Origin of the sequence: Ramlibacter montanisoli (assembly GCF_013087525.1) — a bacterium.
Classification (GTDB): Bacteria; Pseudomonadota; Gammaproteobacteria; order Burkholderiales; family Burkholderiaceae_C; genus Ramlibacter; species Ramlibacter montanisoli.
The window spans coordinates 700,063-715,263 of record NZ_JABFCS010000001.1; the positions used below are offsets into that span (position 1 = coordinate 700,063).

Annotated in this window: 16 protein-coding genes and 4 pseudogenes; 16 read left to right on the top strand and 4 right to left on the bottom strand. The window is 70.5% G+C overall.

Going from position 1 to position 15,201, the window contains the following annotated elements; translation table 11 throughout:
• Positions 1 to 59 precede the first annotated feature (59 nt).
• From HK415_RS03675 to HK415_RS03710, 8 genes and pseudogenes are all read left to right on the top strand, one after another.
• Positions 60 to 1,030 (top strand): annotated as a pseudogene (locus HK415_RS03675) (tripartite tricarboxylate transporter substrate binding protein BugE).
• A gap of 22 nt (positions 1,031 to 1,052) precedes the next feature.
• Positions 1,053 to 1,928: pseudogene (xerD, locus tag HK415_RS03680) on the top strand (site-specific tyrosine recombinase XerD); the annotation flags it as partial.
• Positions 1,929 to 1,944: 16 nt separating this feature from the next.
• Positions 1,945 to 2,925 carry a Bug family tripartite tricarboxylate transporter substrate binding protein gene (locus HK415_RS03685; protein WP_171556817.1) on the top strand — a complete coding sequence of 327 codons (981 nt, stop codon included), beginning with the start codon at positions 1,945 to 1,947 and terminating at the stop codon, positions 2,923 to 2,925.
• Between the two features lie 106 nt (positions 2,926 to 3,031).
• Positions 3,032 to 3,557 (top strand): annotated as a pseudogene (locus tag HK415_RS03690) (DUF4142 domain-containing protein).
• 16 nt (positions 3,558 to 3,573) lie between these two features.
• A complete protein-coding gene (locus tag HK415_RS03695) occupies positions 3,574 to 3,873 on the top strand; it encodes a cupredoxin domain-containing protein (RefSeq protein ID WP_171556818.1) in 300 nt (99 codons plus the stop codon).
• 5 nt (positions 3,874 to 3,878) lie between these two features.
• A complete protein-coding gene (locus HK415_RS03700; protein ID WP_171556819.1) occupies positions 3,879 to 4,571 on the top strand; it encodes an RNA polymerase sigma factor in 693 nt (230 codons plus the stop codon).
• Positions 4,572 to 4,610: 39 nt separating this feature from the next.
• Entirely contained in the window at positions 4,611 to 5,423 is an 813-nt protein-coding gene (locus tag HK415_RS03705) for a DsbA family protein (RefSeq protein WP_171556820.1), read from the top strand.
• Positions 5,405 to 6,121 carry a hypothetical protein gene (locus HK415_RS03710; RefSeq protein WP_216369727.1) on the top strand — a complete coding sequence of 239 codons (717 nt, stop codon included), beginning with the start codon at positions 5,405 to 5,407 and terminating at the stop codon, positions 6,119 to 6,121. The genes HK415_RS03705 and HK415_RS03710 overlap by 19 nt, the downstream gene beginning before the upstream one ends.
• Here HK415_RS03710 and HK415_RS03715 read toward each other — a convergent pair.
• Positions 6,111 to 7,010, bottom strand: a complete 900-nt coding sequence (locus HK415_RS03715; protein WP_171556821.1) for a LysR family transcriptional regulator — start codon at positions 7,008 to 7,010, stop codon at positions 6,111 to 6,113. The genes HK415_RS03710 and HK415_RS03715 overlap by 11 nt on opposite strands.
• Before the next feature lie 111 nt (positions 7,011 to 7,121).
• Between HK415_RS03715 and HK415_RS03720 the strand changes: the two genes are divergently transcribed.
• The 4 genes from HK415_RS03720 (at position 7,122) to HK415_RS03735 (ending at position 10,315) form a co-directional block, all read left to right on the top strand.
• Positions 7,122 to 8,036, top strand: a complete 915-nt coding sequence (locus tag HK415_RS03720; protein WP_171556822.1) for a pyridoxamine 5'-phosphate oxidase family protein — start codon at positions 7,122 to 7,124, stop codon at positions 8,034 to 8,036.
• 61 nt (positions 8,037 to 8,097) lie between these two features.
• Positions 8,098 to 8,988, top strand: a complete 891-nt coding sequence (locus HK415_RS03725) for a transglutaminase-like domain-containing protein (RefSeq protein WP_171556823.1) — start codon at positions 8,098 to 8,100, stop codon at positions 8,986 to 8,988.
• Between the two features lie 242 nt (positions 8,989 to 9,230).
• Positions 9,231 to 9,518, top strand: a complete 288-nt coding sequence (infA, locus tag HK415_RS03730) for a translation initiation factor IF-1 (RefSeq protein ID WP_171556824.1) — start codon at positions 9,231 to 9,233, stop codon at positions 9,516 to 9,518.
• Complete coding sequence (locus tag HK415_RS03735; RefSeq protein WP_171556825.1) at positions 9,515 to 10,315, top strand: trypsin-like peptidase domain-containing protein; 801 nt, start codon at positions 9,515 to 9,517, stop codon at positions 10,313 to 10,315. The genes infA and HK415_RS03735 overlap by 4 nt, the downstream gene beginning before the upstream one ends.
• Here HK415_RS03735 and HK415_RS03740 read toward each other — a convergent pair.
• Positions 10,312 to 10,980: a ferritin-like domain-containing protein gene (locus tag HK415_RS03740; RefSeq protein WP_373684527.1), complete on the bottom strand. Its 669-nt coding sequence runs from the start codon at positions 10,978 to 10,980 to the stop codon at positions 10,312 to 10,314. The genes HK415_RS03735 and HK415_RS03740 overlap by 4 nt on opposite strands.
• A gap of 168 nt (positions 10,981 to 11,148) precedes the next feature.
• Here HK415_RS03740 and HK415_RS03745 point away from each other — a divergent pair, with 168 nt between their 5' ends.
• A complete protein-coding gene (locus HK415_RS03745; protein ID WP_171556826.1) occupies positions 11,149 to 11,670 on the top strand; it encodes a gamma carbonic anhydrase family protein in 522 nt (173 codons plus the stop codon).
• Positions 11,670 to 12,630, top strand: a pseudogene (gene hslO / locus HK415_RS03750) (Hsp33 family molecular chaperone HslO). The gene HK415_RS03745 and the pseudogene hslO overlap by 1 nt, the downstream one beginning before the upstream one ends.
• A 9-nt stretch (positions 12,631 to 12,639) precedes the next feature.
• On the opposite strand, the gene HK415_RS03755 reads toward hslO, so the two are convergent.
• Positions 12,640 to 13,455 (bottom strand): DUF4399 domain-containing protein, encoded by an 816-nt coding sequence (locus HK415_RS03755; protein WP_171556827.1) that lies wholly within the window; start codon positions 13,453 to 13,455, stop codon positions 12,640 to 12,642.
• Positions 13,456 to 13,630: 175 nt separating this feature from the next.
• Between HK415_RS03755 and HK415_RS03760 the strand changes: the two genes are divergently transcribed.
• Together HK415_RS03760 and HK415_RS03765 are read left to right on the top strand one after the other, a co-directional pair.
• Positions 13,631 to 14,011, top strand: coding sequence for a MerR family transcriptional regulator (locus HK415_RS03760; RefSeq protein ID WP_171556828.1), 381 nt, complete (start codon positions 13,631 to 13,633; stop codon positions 14,009 to 14,011).
• Positions 13,909 to 14,520: a cobalamin B12-binding domain-containing protein gene (locus tag HK415_RS03765; RefSeq protein ID WP_171556829.1), complete on the top strand. Its 612-nt coding sequence runs from the start codon at positions 13,909 to 13,911 to the stop codon at positions 14,518 to 14,520. The genes HK415_RS03760 and HK415_RS03765 overlap by 103 nt, the downstream gene beginning before the upstream one ends.
• Here the strand turns inward: HK415_RS03765 and HK415_RS03770 are convergent, their stop codons facing one another.
• On the bottom strand, positions 14,521 to 15,198 hold the full coding sequence (locus HK415_RS03770) for an AAA family ATPase (RefSeq protein WP_171556830.1): 678 nt from the start codon (positions 15,196 to 15,198) through the stop codon (positions 14,521 to 14,523). It lies immediately after the preceding gene.
• Positions 15,199 to 15,201: the final 3 nt, after the last annotated feature.

The window sequence follows — 15,201 nt, forward strand, 5'->3', positions numbered from 1 at the left end:
CTGTTTACGTTCTGCACTTAGGATTGCAGCTTTCGCATTCCATCGAACCAGGAGAAGCAATGAAACGTCGTGTGTGGATCGCCTTCGCCGCCGCCGGCCTCGCAGCGGCGGCCGGCCCCGTGCTGGCCCAGAGTTATCCGAACAAGGTGGTCCGGCTGCAGGTGCCTTTCGCGCCCGGCGGCACGACCGACATCATCGCCCGCGTGATTTCCGAGCCGCTCGGCAAGAACCTCGGCCAGAGCGTGATCGTGGAGAACAAGGCCGGCGGCGGCGGCGTGGTGGGCGCCACCGAGACCGTGCGCGCGACGCCCGACGGCTACCTGCTGGGCGTGGCCACCGTGTCCACGACGGCCGCGAACCCGGCGATCAACCCGAAGATCCCGTACAACCCGCTGACCGACTTCACGCCGATCATCAACATCGCGCCACGCCCAACGTGATCGCCGTGCATCCGAGCTTCCCGGCCAAGGACTACAAGGCCTTCCTGGCGGAGCTCAAGCGCAACCCGGGCAAGTACTCCTACGCCTCCTCCGGCACCGGCGGCATCGGCCACCTGCAGATGGAGCTGTTCAAGAGCATGTCGGGCTCTTTCGTGACGCACATCCCGTACCGCGGCGCCGGCCCGGCGCTGAACGACACGGTGGCCGGCCAGGTGCCGATGATCTTCGACAACCTGCCCTCGGCACTGCCCTTCATCCAGTCCGGCAAGCTGGTGCCCATCGTGGTGGCCGCGCCGCAGCGCCTGAAGGAGCTGCCCAACGTCCCGACCTTCAAGGAGATGGGGCTGGAGCCGGTGAACCGCATGGCCTACTACGGCATCCTGGGTCCCAAGGGCCTCCCCAAGGACGTGGTGGACAAGGTGCACGCCGCCACCGTGAAGTCGCTGCAGGACCCGGCGGTGCGCAAGCGCATCGAGGACACCGGCTCGATCGTCATCGGCAACACCCCGGAGCAGTTCGGCGCGCAGATCAAGGCGGAGTACGAGGTGTACAAGAAGGTCGTGGATTCGGCGAAGCTGAAGCTCGATTGATGCGCGACACCGACGGGACGCCATGAGCGACGCCGTCAACGCCTTCATCGACGCCCTCTGGCTGGAGGAGGGCCTGTCGCGCAACACGCTCTCGGCCTACCGGCGCGACCTGGAGCTGTACGAGAAGTGGCTGGCCGAACACGGCCGGCCGCTCCAGGCCACCACCGAGTCCGACCTGCACGGCTATTTCGCCGCGCGCCACGCCGACACCAAGGCCACCTCGGCCAACCGTCGCCTGACCGTCTTCAAGCGCTACTTCCGCTGGGCGCTGCGCGAGCGCCTGGTCGACGCCGACCCGACGCTGCGCCTGCAGTCCGCCAAGCAGCCGCTGCGCGTGCCCAAGACCCTGACCGAAGCGCAGGTGGAGGCGCTGCTGGACGCGCCCGACGTGGACACGCCGCTGGGCCTGCGCGACCGCACGATGCTGGAGCTGATGTACGCCAGCGGCCTGCGCGTGAGCGAGCTGGTGGGCCTGAAGACCTTCAACGTCGGCATGAACGAAGGCGTGCTGCGCGTCATGGGCAAGGGCAGCAAGGAGCGGCTGGTCCCCTTCGGGCAGGTCGCGCGCGACTGGATCGTGCGCTACCTGGCCGAGGCGCGCGCCGCCATCCTGGGCGGCCAGCAGACCGAGGACCTGTTCGTCACCGCCCGCGGCGAGGGCATGACGCGCGCGATGTTCTGGGTGATCGTGAAGAAGCATGCGCTGGCCGCCGGGATCACGGCGCCGCTGTCGCCGCACACGCTGCGGCATGCCTTCGCCACCCACCTCCTGAACCACGGCGCCGACCTGCGCGCGGTGCAGATGCTGCTGGGACATGCGGACATCTCCACCACCACCATCTACACCCACGTCGCCCGCGAACGGCTGAAGGTGCTGCACTCGCAACACCACCCGCGCGCGGCTGAGGCCTGCCATGACACGCGCACCCACCCCGATCTCCCGCCGCATGCTGCTGGCCGCGCTCGCCGCGCTAGGCCTTCCGGCGCACGCGCAGCTGTGGCCCGCGCGGCCGCTGCGCATCATCGTCCCTTACCCCACGGGCGGCATCAGTGACCTGGTCGCGCGCGCGATGGCCGAACGGCTGGCCGCGCAGCTCGGTCAGCCGGTGGTGGTGGAGAACAAGGCGGGCGCCAGCGGCACCATCGGCATGGATGCGCTCGCCAAGGCGCCGGCCGACGGCTACACGCTGGCCTTCTCGGCGATCAGCCCGATCGCGCTCAGTCCCGCCCTGGGCAAGGTGCCTTACGACCCCGAGCGCGATTTCACGCCGGTGGCCAGCGCGATGGTGTCGCCGGTGCTGCTGCTGGCGACCAGCGCACTCGCCGCGCGCGACTTCGGCGAGCTGGTGGCGCGCGCCAGGGACTGGCCGGACACGATCCGCTGGGCGACCTCGGGCCAGGCCTCGCTGGGCCACCTGATGCTGGAGCAGCTGCAGGCCGCGGCGAAGCTGCGCATGGTGCACATCCCCTACAAGGGCGGCGGCCAGCAGATCACCGATGCGCTCGGCGGCCAGTTCGAGGTGCTGTCGGTCAACACCAGCCCGGTGCTGATGGAGCACATCCGCGCCGGGCGGCTGCGGCCGCTCGCCGTGGGCGGGCCGCGCCGGCTGGACAGCCTGCCGCAGGTGCCGACGCTGGCGGAGCTGGGCCATCCGGCCGCCAACCTCGCATCGCATTTCGGCGTGTTCGCGCCCGGCAACCTGCCGGTGCGGCTGCTCGACCGCCTCAACAGCGAAGTGAATACCGCGCTGGAACATCCGGACGTGCGCGGCCGGCTGTTGGCCAGCCAGAACGTGCCGACCGGCGGCACCGCGCGCGAGTTCGCGCGGCAGATCGCCTCCGAGGCGGACAACACCGCCCGGGTCGTGCGCGCCGCCAACATCAAGGCCGAGTAGCCGGCCAGGGCGCGCCGCGGGAACGCCGGCGGAACTCGCGGCGTCTATCCCTGCAGACCCGGTGCGGACCTTGATGGTGCGGCCGGGCAACCAGGAGATCTTCCCCATGCGAATGTTCCAGTCCGCGCTGCTCGCCTTCGTCGCCGCCGCCTTCCTCCCCGTCCAGGCCCAGCAGGGTCCCAGCGATCCGCAGATCGCCGCCATCGTCGTCACGGCCAACCAGGTGGACGTGGATGCCGGCAAGCTCGCCAAGCAGCGCAGCAAATCGAAGGACGTGCGCCAGTTCGCGCAGCAGATGATCACGGACCACACCGGCGTCAACAAGCAGGCCACCGCGCTGGTGAAGAAGCTGAAGGTGAAGCCCGAGGCGAGCGACACCAGCCGCAGCCTGAAGAAAGGCGGCGACGAGAACATCGCCCGCCTGAAGACGCTCAAGGGCAAGGAATTCGACAAGGCCTACGTCGACCAGGAGGTGGGCTACCACCAGGCCGTGCTGGACGCGATCGATCGACAAGACGCTGCTGCCCTCCGCGAAGAATGCCGAACTCAAGGCGCTGATCGTCAAGGTGCGGCCGGCGATCGCCGCCCACCTGGAACATGCGAAGCACCTGCAGGCCGACCTGGGCAAGTGACATGCAATTCGCGCGCATGGCGACACTGGGCTTCCTGCTGGCGGCGGCCTTGCCGCTCGCAGCAGGGGCGGCCACCCACACCGTCACCATCGAGGGCATGAAGTTCGTGCCCGACACGCTCACGGTGAAGAAGGGCGACCGCGTGGTCTGGAAGAACAAGGACGTCGTTCCCCACACGGCCACGGCGAAGCGCGGGTTCGACTCGCGCTCGATCGCGGCCGGCAGGAGCTGGAGCCACGTGGCGCGCAAGCCGGGACGCCACGACTACGTGTGCAGCTTCCACCCTGGCATGAAGGCGACATTGGTGGTGCAATGAACCGCATGAAACCCCTGCAGGCGGAAACCCTCCGCCCGGACAACGACGACGCCTCGCTGGCCGCGCGCGTGCTGGCGGGCGACACCGCCGCCTTCGAGCTGGTGATGCGCCTGCACAACCGGCGGCTGTACCGCGTGGCGCGCGCCATGCTGCGCAACGCGGCCGACGCCGAGGACGCGCTGCAGGACGCCTACCTGTCGGCCTTCCAGGCCATGGGCAACTTCCGCGGCGAGGCGAGCCTCGCCACCTGGCTGTCGCGCGTGGTCGTCAACCAGTGCCTGGGCCGCCTGCGGCGCCAGGCGCGCCGCGACAACATCGTGCCGATCGTCAGCATGGGTGCCGCGGAGGAACAGGAGCAGGCCGCCATGCCGAGCGAAGACACCGAAACACCCGACCAGGCCCTGGTGCGTGCGGAACTGCGGGCGGTGCTGGAGCGCAAGCTGGACGAACTGCCCGAAGCCTTCCGCACCGTCTTCGTCATGCGCTGCGTGGAGGAACTGAGCGTGGAGGAGACGGCGCAGAGCCTCAACATCCCCGAGGCGACCGTGCGCAGCCGCCACTTCCGCGCGCGCAGCATGCTGCGCGAGTCGCTGGCGCAGGACATCGACGTGGCCGAGCGCGACGTGTTCTCCTTCGACGGCGAACGCTGCGACCGCATCGTCGCCCGCGTGCTGCAAAGGCTGCGCGACGAAGGCTAGCCGCAACGGGGTGCCGGGGCTGCGTATCATCCTGCGCCCATGAGCACCCGAATCTTCCTCGCCGTCCTGGCGATCGCGCTGGCCGCCGCCATCGGCGGCGCCACCTGGTTCTACTCCGCGGACCGCGCGGGCTCCGGCCCCGCCGTCGTGCGCAACCAGGAGGCGCTGGTGCGGCCGCACGCGCCCACGCTGGGCAACGTGCAGGCGCCGGTGCACATCGTCGAGTTCCTCGACCCCGCCTGCGAGACCTGCGCGGCCTTCTATCCGCTGGTCAAGCAGGTGATGGCGCGCCATCCGGACCGCATCCGCCTGACCATCCGCTACGCGCCCTTCCACCGCGGTTCCGCCGACGTGGTGCGCATCCTGGAAGCCAGCCGCTTGCAGGGCCGTTACTGGGAGACGCTGGAAACGCTGCTGCGCAAGCAGGCCGACTGGACGCGCAACCACAGGGCGCATCCCGAGCTCGCGCTGCAGGCCGTGGCCGGCACCGGGCTGGACCTGCAGCGGCTGCAGGCGGACATGCGTTCGCCGCAGATCGACCGCATCCTGGCGCAGGACGAACAGGACGCGCGCGCTGGAAGTCGAGAAGACCCCCGAGTATTTCGTCAACGGCCGGCCGCTGCCCGAATTCGGCATGGAGCCGCTGGTGGCGCTGATCGAGCAGGAGCTGCGCCGGACCGCCGCGGCGGCGGCCCGCTGACCCGCCCCGACCGCGTTTCCGCGCGGCAATTGACGCAGCGCAAGCGGGCGCGTCGCCCCGGCGTTCGACCGGGCGCGCGGCTCCCTAGAATTTCCGCATGCCAGGCGCTCCCGCCCGGCCCGAAGGAGATCCCGTGTTCCGTTCCGTCCTGATCGCCGCCGCCGCGCTCGCCGTGCTGGGTGGCTGCGCCAAGAAAGACTCCGACGCCGCTTCCGCCGCGGCCCCCGCTCCCGTGACCGCCGCCCAGGCGCCGGCCGCGCAGTCGAACGCCATCTTCGCCGCCGCGCCCGCGCAGCAGGCGCCCGCGCGCAACCTCGGCAAGGTGCTGCAGGCGCAGGACGGCGGCGGCTATACCTACGCGGAAGTGCAGACCGCCGCCGGCCAGAAGGTCTGGATCGCCGGTTCGCAGATCGACGCCAAGCCGGGCACCGAAGTGCAGTGGGGCAATTTCGCCGTCATGCGCAACTTCGAAGCCAAGTCCATCGGCAAGAACTTCCCCGAGATCCTGTTCGTGGACCGCTGGGGCCCGGTCGGCCAGGCGGCCAAGGCGGTCGCGCCGCACGGCACCTTCCCGCAGCCGCAGGCGGCCGTCTCGGGCGCTGCCCCTGCCGCTGCCGGCTCCGGCGCCGGCGGCACCGTCAAGAGCGTGACCAATGCGGGCGGCTACAGCTACATCGAGGTGGACCAGGGCGGCCAGACCGTCTGGGTCGCCGCGACCGAGACGCCGATGAAGAAGGGCGACAAGGTCGAATGGCAGGGCGCCAGCCAGATGAGCAACTTCACCGCGCGCTCGCTCAACCGCACCTTCGACAAGATCATCTTCGCGCAGTCGGTCGCCGTCACGAAGTAGGCGCGCGAAAGCGCGTCAGCTCGCTGCGCGCGAAGGCGATGAAGGCCCGCGTGCGCGCCGGCAGCAGGCGCGCGTGCGGGTAGACGATGCTGATCGGCCGCGGCGCCAGCTCGTAGTCCTGCAGCACGACGCGCAGCTTCTTCTGCGCCAGCAGCGGCTCCACCTGGTAGGAAAAGAACATCCCGAAGCCGGCGCCCTCGGCGCAGGCCTGCACCGCCGGCCAAAGGTGGTTGAACTCCAGGTTGCCGGTCACCGGTACCTGGAACACCCGGCCGTTCTCCTGGAAATCGCCCCAGCCCGTGCGCGTGGACAGCACGCGGATGCAATTGGCCCGCAGCAGGTCGCGCGGGTGGGCGGGCACGCCCGCGCGCCGCAACAGGTCCGGCGTGGCCACCACCACGCGCCGCACCTGGCCGATCGGCTGCGCCACCAGCGAGGAATCCTCCATGCGGCCGATGCGGATGCCCAGGTCCAGGCCTTCCTCCAGCAGGTTCACCACGCGGTCGAAGAGCAGCAGCGAGCAGCCCATGCCCGCATGCTGCTGCACGAAGCGCGTGACCAGAGGCGCCACGTACATCTGCCCGAACAGCACCGGGGCCGTGATGCGCAGCTGGCCGCTGGGCGTGGCCGCACCCGCGCTCAGCGCCGACTCGGCATCCTCCAGCGCCGCCAGCACCTGCCGTGAGCGCTCCAGGTGCTGCCGCCCTTCGTCGGTCAGGGTGATGCGGCGGGTGGTGCGCTGGAACAGCCGCACGCCGAGCTCCCGCTCGTAGGCAGCCAGCGCGCGCACCACCGCCGGCAGCGAGCTGCCCATCCCGCGCGCGGCGCCCGTCAGGCTGCCCGCATCCGCGATCCGCACGAAGGTCTGCATGGCCTTGAACTTGTCCATGGCCCGGGATTATTGCTGCGTGCAGCGCAGGAGTGTTATCCGTTGGACACCATTTATTCAGGGAAATGGAGCAAACAGAATCGGCCCGTCTTCCCTCCACGAAAGCGAACGATGCATCCCGCAGCCACTGCCCGGTCGGTCTGGCACGAGGGCGAACGCGCGCTGCAGCAGCGCACCGGCGTGGCCGCGCGGCTGGCGGAGATCGGCCCGCGCGTACTGCGGGACCACATGCCGCAGCAGCACCGCGAGTTCTTCGCGCTGCTGCCCCTGCTGTTCACCGGCACGCTGGATGCGCAGGGGCAGCCCTGGGCCTCGCTGCTGGCCGGACCTCCGGGCTTCCTGTCCGCGCCGGCGCCGGAGCTGCTGCAAATCGCGGCAGGGCCGCTGCCCGGGGACCCTGCCGCGGACCACTGGAACCAGGGCGCAGCGGTGGGCCTGCTCGGGCTGCAGGCGCACACCGGCCGCCGCAACCGCTTGAACGGCTGGATCGACGGGACCGGGGACGCCACGGCGGTGCGGGTGGGCCAGAGCTTCGGCAACTGCCCGAAGTACATCCACCCGCGCGAGGCCGAGTACGCGCCGCAGGCGCAGGCCCCGGCGCAGGTGCACCGGTCCGGGCAGATGGACGAGCCATCGTTGCGGATCGTGCGCGAGGCCGACACCTTCTTCATTGCCAGTGCCCATCCGGAAGCGGCGGTGTCGCAGGATCCGGCCCGGGGCGTCGACGTGTCCCACCGCGGCGGGCCGGCCGGCTTCGTGGCGGTGGACGGCGACCGGCTGCTGGTGCCGGACTACGCGGGCAACACCTTCTTCAACACGCTGGGCAACCTGCAGCTGCAGGCGCGCTGCGGCCTGCTCTTCATCGACTTCGCGCGCGGCACCCGCGTGCACCTGGCGTGCCGTGCGCAGCTGCTGCCCGATGCCCCCGACCCCGGTCGCTGGCCCGGGGCGCTGCGCCTGCTCGCGCTGCAGGTGCACGAATGCGTGCGCATCGAAGGCGGGCTGCCGCTGCGCTGGCACGGCTGAGAGCCACTTCGGCGTGCGGGACTACGACTGGCGCGGCCGGCGGCGCGTAAACTGTCCAGCCATGCCCAATGAACACCGCGTTTGCCTCGCGTACGAGGTGGAACTCGGTTACCAGGTCGAGGCGCCGGACGCCGATTTCATCTTCAACGTCCAGCCCGCCCGCACCCCGCGCCAGCGGATCGTGCACGACCTGCTCACCGTTTCTCAACCCGTCGCCCGGCACGAATACACCGACCCGGCGACCGCCAGCCGCTTCCTGCGCCTGCGCGCCGGGGTGGGCCCGCTGACGCTGCGTTACTCCGGCACCGTGGAGCTGACGCCGTTCCACGAGGAACCCGAGCGCATTCCGGAAACCTGGATCCCCAACCTGCCCGGCGAGGTGCTGCCCTACCTGTACCCCAGCCGCTATTGCGAGTCCGACGTGCTCAACGGCTTCGCGATGAGCCAGTTCGGCAGCCTGTGGCAGGGCTACGGGCGGGTGCAGGCGATCTGCGACTGGGTCAGCAGCCACGTGGCCTTCGTCTCCGGCAGCTCCAGCGGCACCACCAGCGCCGCCGAGACCCTGCGCACGCGCCAGGGCGTGTGCCGCGACTTCGCGCACCTGATGATCGCCTTGTGCCGCGCCATCAACATCCCCGCGCGCTTCACCACCGGGCTGGACTACGGCGCCGACCCGGCCCTGGGCCCCACCGACTTCCACGCCTACGTCGAAGCCTACGTGGGTGGCCGCTGGTACATGTTCGACCCTTCCGGCACCGCCATCCCGATGGGCTTCGTGCGGCTGGCCTCGGGCCGCGACGCCGCCGATGCGGCCTATGCCTCGATGTTCGGCAAGGTGACGCCCACCACGCGCTGGCTCGGCATCCAGCCGGTCACCGCCAGCGACGGCGTGCTGCGCATTCCCGTCCGCGTGCCGCACGCGATCTCCACCGACGACGGCCCGCCCCACTGAAGGGGCGTGCCGGGAGCGGCTCCAGCGCCACGGGGCGTTCGCCGGTACAATGAGGGACCCGTTCACGTAACGGCGTCCCAGCCAGACCTCTGGCCTCCGCGCGAGGACCACCCCCAAGTCTGCACACCACCGGTCCGCCAGGACCGGCCTGTTGCTCCCGGAATCCAGCCGCCTGGCACGTGCTCCGGCAACGCAGCGTCAAGAAAGCCCAGCGCCAGCTGCTGTGCGAATGAAGGGGCTCCATGGCCAAGGAAGAACTGATTGAAATGCGCGGACGCGTGGAAGAAGTGCTGCCCGACTCGCGCTTTCGCGTCGTGCTGGAAAACGGGCACACGCTGGTCGCGTACAGCGGCGGCAAGATGCGCAAGCACCGCATCCGCGTGATCGCCGGTGACGACGTCACCCTGGAACTCTCGCCCTACGACCTGAACAAGGGGCGCATCATGTTCCGCCACCTGCCGGAGCGCCGCCCCATGGGTGCGCGACCCGGTGCCCCCTCCCGTCCCGGCGGCCCGGGCGCGCGGCGGTGACCGAGCCGCTGCTCCTCAGCACCACGCGGATTTCCACCTTTCGCGGAAAACAACTGCTGACGGCAGCGACGGCCTTCTTCTTCAAGCGATCGGAGCGGCTCTACCTGGTCACCAGCCGGCACGTGCTGCACGATCCGCCCACGGGCCACTTTCCCGACCGCATCGAGATGCGGCTGCACGTGGACCCGCAGAACCTCACCCGCACCGAAGTCCTGTCCGTACCGCTGTACCAGGACGCGCTGGCACTGTGGCGCCAGGGCCGTGACTCCTTCGGCGAGGTGGACGTGGCGGTGGTGGCGCTCGACCGGGACGTGCTGCCCAAGGCGCTGGTGCTGCATGCCTTCGAGCCCGAGCACCTGCTGCACGCCTTCGAGGAGGCCGAGGTCGGCGCGCACCTGCTGGTCACCGGTTTTCCGCTGGGCTTCTACGACACCGTGCACCACCTGCCCGTGGTGCGGCACGCGATCATCGCCTCGGCGTTCGGCGTGCGCTTCCAGGGCGAGGGCTATTTCCTCACCGACGGCCGCATGCACCGCGGCTCCAGCGGCGCGCCGGTCGTGATGCGCCGGCACGCGCCGGGCAGCACCTTGCCCTGGCGCCTGCTGGGCGTGCACTCCGGCCGCATGGACATGGGCACGCGCGACGCCGTGATGGACGAGTCGCTGGGGCTGAACTGCGCCTGGTACGCCGACATCCTGATGACCCTGACCGCCGACACGGCGGAGCCCAATCCCGCGGCCATGGGCCCGCGGCGCGACAAGCGCTCGCCGCTGCGCAGCACCGAACGCAACACCTAGGGTGTTCCGCCGGCCGAGAGCCAGGCGAGCTCCTCCGCACTGAAGCCCGCCCGCAAGCGGGCTTCTTCGTTGAAGGGGGATGCAGGCGCGGCGCGGCGTAGCGCTCCACCAGGGCTTGCGTAATGCGCCACCGGATCCAGCCCGTCGCGCGCGCACAGCCAGCGGTACCAGCGGTTGCCGATCGCCACGTGGCCGACCTCGTCGCGCAGGATCACGTCCAGGATCTCCACCGCGCGCAGCGCCGCCGGCGTTCCCACCTGCCGCAGCTTCGCCTGGATCTGCGGCGTGGCGTCCAGCCCGCGCGCTTCCAGCGTGCGCGGCACCAGCGCCATGCGCGCGACGATGTCGCCCGCCGTCTTCTCGCACATGGACCACAGGCCGTCGTGCGCGTCGAAGTCGCCGTAGGAAAAGCCCAGCGACTGCAGGTGATCGGCCAGCAGCGTGAAGTGAAAGGCCTCTTCGGCCGCCACGCGCAGCCAGTCGTGGTGGAAGGACTCGGGCATGCCCTCGAAACGCCACGCGGCGTCCAGCGCCAGGTTGATCGCGTTGAACTCGATGTGTGCGATCGCATGGAGCAGGGCGGCCAGGCCCTCGGGCTTGGCGGGCGACCGCCGCGGCACCTTGGCGGGATGGATCAGCCGCGGACGCTCCGGCCGGCCGGGCAATCCCTTCGGGGCGGGGGTGCGGTTGGGGACAGCGTCAACTGCGTCGCATGCCCGTGCAGCGAGCGCGCCAGCGCGGCCTTCTCGCGCGGGTCGGCCGTGCAAAGGACCCGCAGAGCCTGTTGGCGTAACTCCATCCCTACAATTGTAGTTTTGCCCCTGGAACAAAGAATGGCTCTCTACGAACTCGACGGCATGGCGCCGCAACTGGGACAAGGCGCCTGGGTCGCCGACAACGCGGAGGTGATCGGGCAGGTCGAGCTGGGCGACAACGCCAGCGTCTGGTACGGCTGCGTCGTGCGCGGCGACACCGAGAAGATCCGCATCGGCCGCAACACCAACATCCAGGACGGCTCCGTGCTGCATGCGGACTTTGGTGTACCCCTGGTCATCGGCGACAACGTGACGGTGGGCCACCAGGTCATGCTGCACGGCTGCACCATCGGGGAGGGTTCGCTGATCGGCATCCAGGCGGTGGTGCTGAACCACGTGAAGATCGGCAGGAACTGCATCGTGGCTGCCGGCAGCCTTGTGCCCGAAGGCAAGGAATTCCCGGATAACTCGATGATCATGGGCTCGCCCGCCAAGGCGGTCCGCACGCTGGATGCGGACCAGATCGCGCGCTTCCAGCCCATCACGCAGCACTACGTGGAAAACGCCCAGCGCCACGCCCGGCGCAAGAAAATCGGCTGATGTCCGAGCTGCACAAGTTCCTGTTCGAAGGCCTGCCGGTGCGCGGGATGATCGTGCGGCTGACCGATGCCTGGCAGGAGATCCTCACGCGGCGCCATGCCGACGACGCGAGCGCGCCCTGGCCCTGGCCGGTGACCTGCATGCTGGGCGAGATGGCCGCCGCCGGCGTGCTGATGCAGTCCAACATCAAGTTCAACGGCGCGCTGGTGATGCAGATCTTCGGCGAGGGCCCGGTGAAGGTGGCCGTGGCCGAGGCAGCACGACCTGAGCCTGCGCGTCACCGCCAAGGTGGTGGGCGAGGTGGCAGCCGATGCGCACCTGCAAGAGCTGGTGAACGTCAACGGCCGCGGCCGCTGCGCCATCACGCTCGACCCCAAGGACCGCGTGCCGGGCCAGCAGGCCTACCAGGGCGTGGTGCCGCTCAACGCCACCTATGGCGCGGGGCAGCCCAACCTGGCCGACGTGCTGGAGCACTACATGCGGCAGTCGGAGCAGCTGGACACCAAGCTGGTGCTGGCCGCCGACGGCAAGGTCGCCGCCGGCCTGCTGATCCAGCGCCTGCCGGCCGAGGGCAAGGGCAACCTCGGTGACCAGGACATGGACGCCGCCGAGCAGCTGGAGCACTTCAACCGCATCGCCACGCTCGCCTCCAGCCTGACCGGCGAGGAGCTGCTGCAGCTGGACGTGGAGACCATCCTGCGCCGCCTGTTCTGGCAGGAGAAGATCCTGCGCTTCGACGCGCAGGCGCCGCGCTTCGCCTGCACCTGCAGCCGCGAGCGCGTGGCCGGCATGATCCGCGGCCTCGGGCAGGAGGAAGCGGAGAGCATCCTGGCCGAGCGCGGCGAGATCGACGTCAGCTGCGACTTCTGCGGCCAGCATTACCGCTTCGACGCGGTGGACGCGGCGCAGGTCTTCATGGCGCCGGGGGACCGGCCGCCGGCGACCTCGACGATGCAGTAGCCGCTGCGCTCACATCGGCGAGCCGCCCACCACCAGCCGCTGCGCCGGCGTCGCGGCGAGCACCGCGTCCTCCTTGTGGCCCACCAGCTCCAGCTGCAGCTGGTACTCGCCCTTGGGCGGGTTGAGCCAGACCTCGGTCTGGCCGCCGCGGAAGTCCAGCACTTCGGCGGGCTTGCCCGCGCGCGCCAGCGTCAGCCGGAAGCGGCCGGTGCCCGGCACCTGCGCCGCCGCGTGCGCCACCTGGAAGCCGCTTGCATGGAACTGCACGCGCAGCGGGCCGCGCACGTTCTCGCCGGGGGCGGGCCGCAGGATCTCGACGCGGGCCGGGCCGGTCGCGCTCTCCGTGGGCGCCAGGGTGCGCCGCTTGGCGACGGTCAGCCGCAAGGGCTTGCTGAACACGAAGTAGGGGATGTGGCCCTGGTCCGCCAGCAGCAGGTTGAAGGTGTAGGTGCCCGGCGGCAGGTCCACCACGTGCTCCATCTGCCCCTTGCCGAAGTGGATGTACTTGTCGGTGAAGGGCAGCGGCTTCTTGAAGTCCAGCGGCAGCGGCTGGTTCACGAGCAGGTGGTGGTGGCCCGCCCGGCCCGCGGTCTTTCCCGCCGGGACCAGGCCGCGCATCGACAATCCGAAGCGCAGCACGAAGGGCGCCTCCACCACGTCGCCGTCCTTCGCGTTGGTGAAGTAGGCCTCCGGTTCGCGGTTGGGCGGGGGCACCACCCAGGGGTGCGCGAGCACCTCGGGTTCGGAGGCGGCCGCCGTGGGAACCACGGCCAGGGCAGCGGTCCCGGCCAGCAGCAGCGCAGCCAGCTTGCGTTCGATATTCATCACGACGTCCTTTGATAAGTGTGTAGCATTGTCGTACGACAAAGATACAATTGCTTGCCTTTGGTCGGAGGCGGGCGGGGCCGGGTTTGGCCGGCGCCCGCCCGTGGTCCACGGCGCGCGAAAATAGACCGATGCCCCCCTGCCCATCGCCGAAGAAGGCCTGCCGATCGCCGCCGTGGAACAGGCCACCGGCATCGCGCGCGCCACCCTGCGCATCTGGGAGCGGCGCTACGGCTTTCCCCAGCCCGGCCGCGACCTGCGCGGCGAGCGCAGCTATCCGGACGAACAGGTCCGCAAGCTGCGCCTGATCGCCGACCTGATGGCGCGCGGCCACCGCCCCGGCCGCCTGGTCGAACTGAGCGCCACGCAGCTCGCCTCCCTGGCGGGCCCGTCGGGGAGCGGCCGCAGGCGGCCGCGCGCAGCGCCTCGCCCTCGGCCGATCCGGTGCTGGCCATGCTTCGCGACCATGACGTTCCGGGTGTCGTCCGGCTCCTCGAGGAATCGATACGCAGCGAAGGGCTGGCCGGATTCATCACCGGGCGGGTGCCGGCGCTGAACGTGGAGGTGGGGCGCGCCTGGGCCTGCGGCGAGGTGCAGGTGTACGAGGAGCACCTCTACACCGAGGTGCTGCAGCAGGTCCTGCGCTCGCACATGGCGCGCATCGGGGAGCCGGCCGCGACCGGGCCGCGCGTGCTGCTGGCCACCTTTCCGGAGGAGTCGCACGGCATCGGCCTGCTGATGGCGCAGTGCATGCTGGCGCTGGCCGGCTGTCCCTGCACCTCGCTGGGCGTGCGGGTGCCGGTGCAGCAGATCGTGGCCGCCGTCTCGGCCTTCCGCGCCGATGCGGTCGGCCTGAGTTTCACCGCCAGCCTGAACCCGGCGCACGTGCTGCGCGGGCTGGAGCAGTTGCGCGGCGAGCTGGCGCCGCACGTGGCCATCTGGGCCGGCGGCAGTTCGCCCGTGCTGGCGCGGCACCGCGTCGCCGGCGTGCAGCACATGCCGCACATCCGCGACCTGCAGCCCGCCGTCGCACAGTGGCGCGGCACGCGCGCCGCCCTGGCCTGATCAGCGCGCCGCGGCGTCCTCGTCGCCCGAGCGCGCCAGCTTGAACAGGCGGTGCTCGCAGGCCGGGTCGCTGCATTTCTCGCAGACCCACACCCAGGCGCGCCGCGCATCTGTGTCCACCGTGCGATCGACGATGCCCGCGGGCAGCACGCCGGCGGAGACCAGCGCCTGCAGCGCCGAGTCCAGCCGCTGCGGGCCCTGGCCGTAGATCACCTGGAAGGCAAGCTGCGCGCCCTGCAGCAGCGAACGCAGCAGCGCGTCCACCTCTTCGCGCGGCTGCGCGGCGTCGCGCTGCAGGCCGTCGGCCACCCAGGGCAGGTCCAGGCCGGTGAGCAGGGTGGTGTCGTAGCGCTTCTGGCGGTCGATGGCGAAGCGCAGCAGCTCGCCCTCGGGGAAGAGCATGCCGGCGTAGACCGCCACCATCAGCGCCGTCGTGTCGGCGATGACGATGTCTGCCTGCGCCGCCGCATCGTCCGTGCGCCGCTCCTGTTCCTGCGCGATGGCGAGCTGTTCCTCCGGCCGGGGCGTGCGTCCCTCGCGGGTGCACCATTCGCGCAGCACTTCGGGCACGGCCACGGCGCGCAGGCCGCGGCCCCGCAGGTGCGCGGCGAGCTCGGTGGAGAGCCGGGTCTTGCCGGTGCTTTCGGCACCGAGCAGGGCGATGCGCCGCGCGCTCACGGC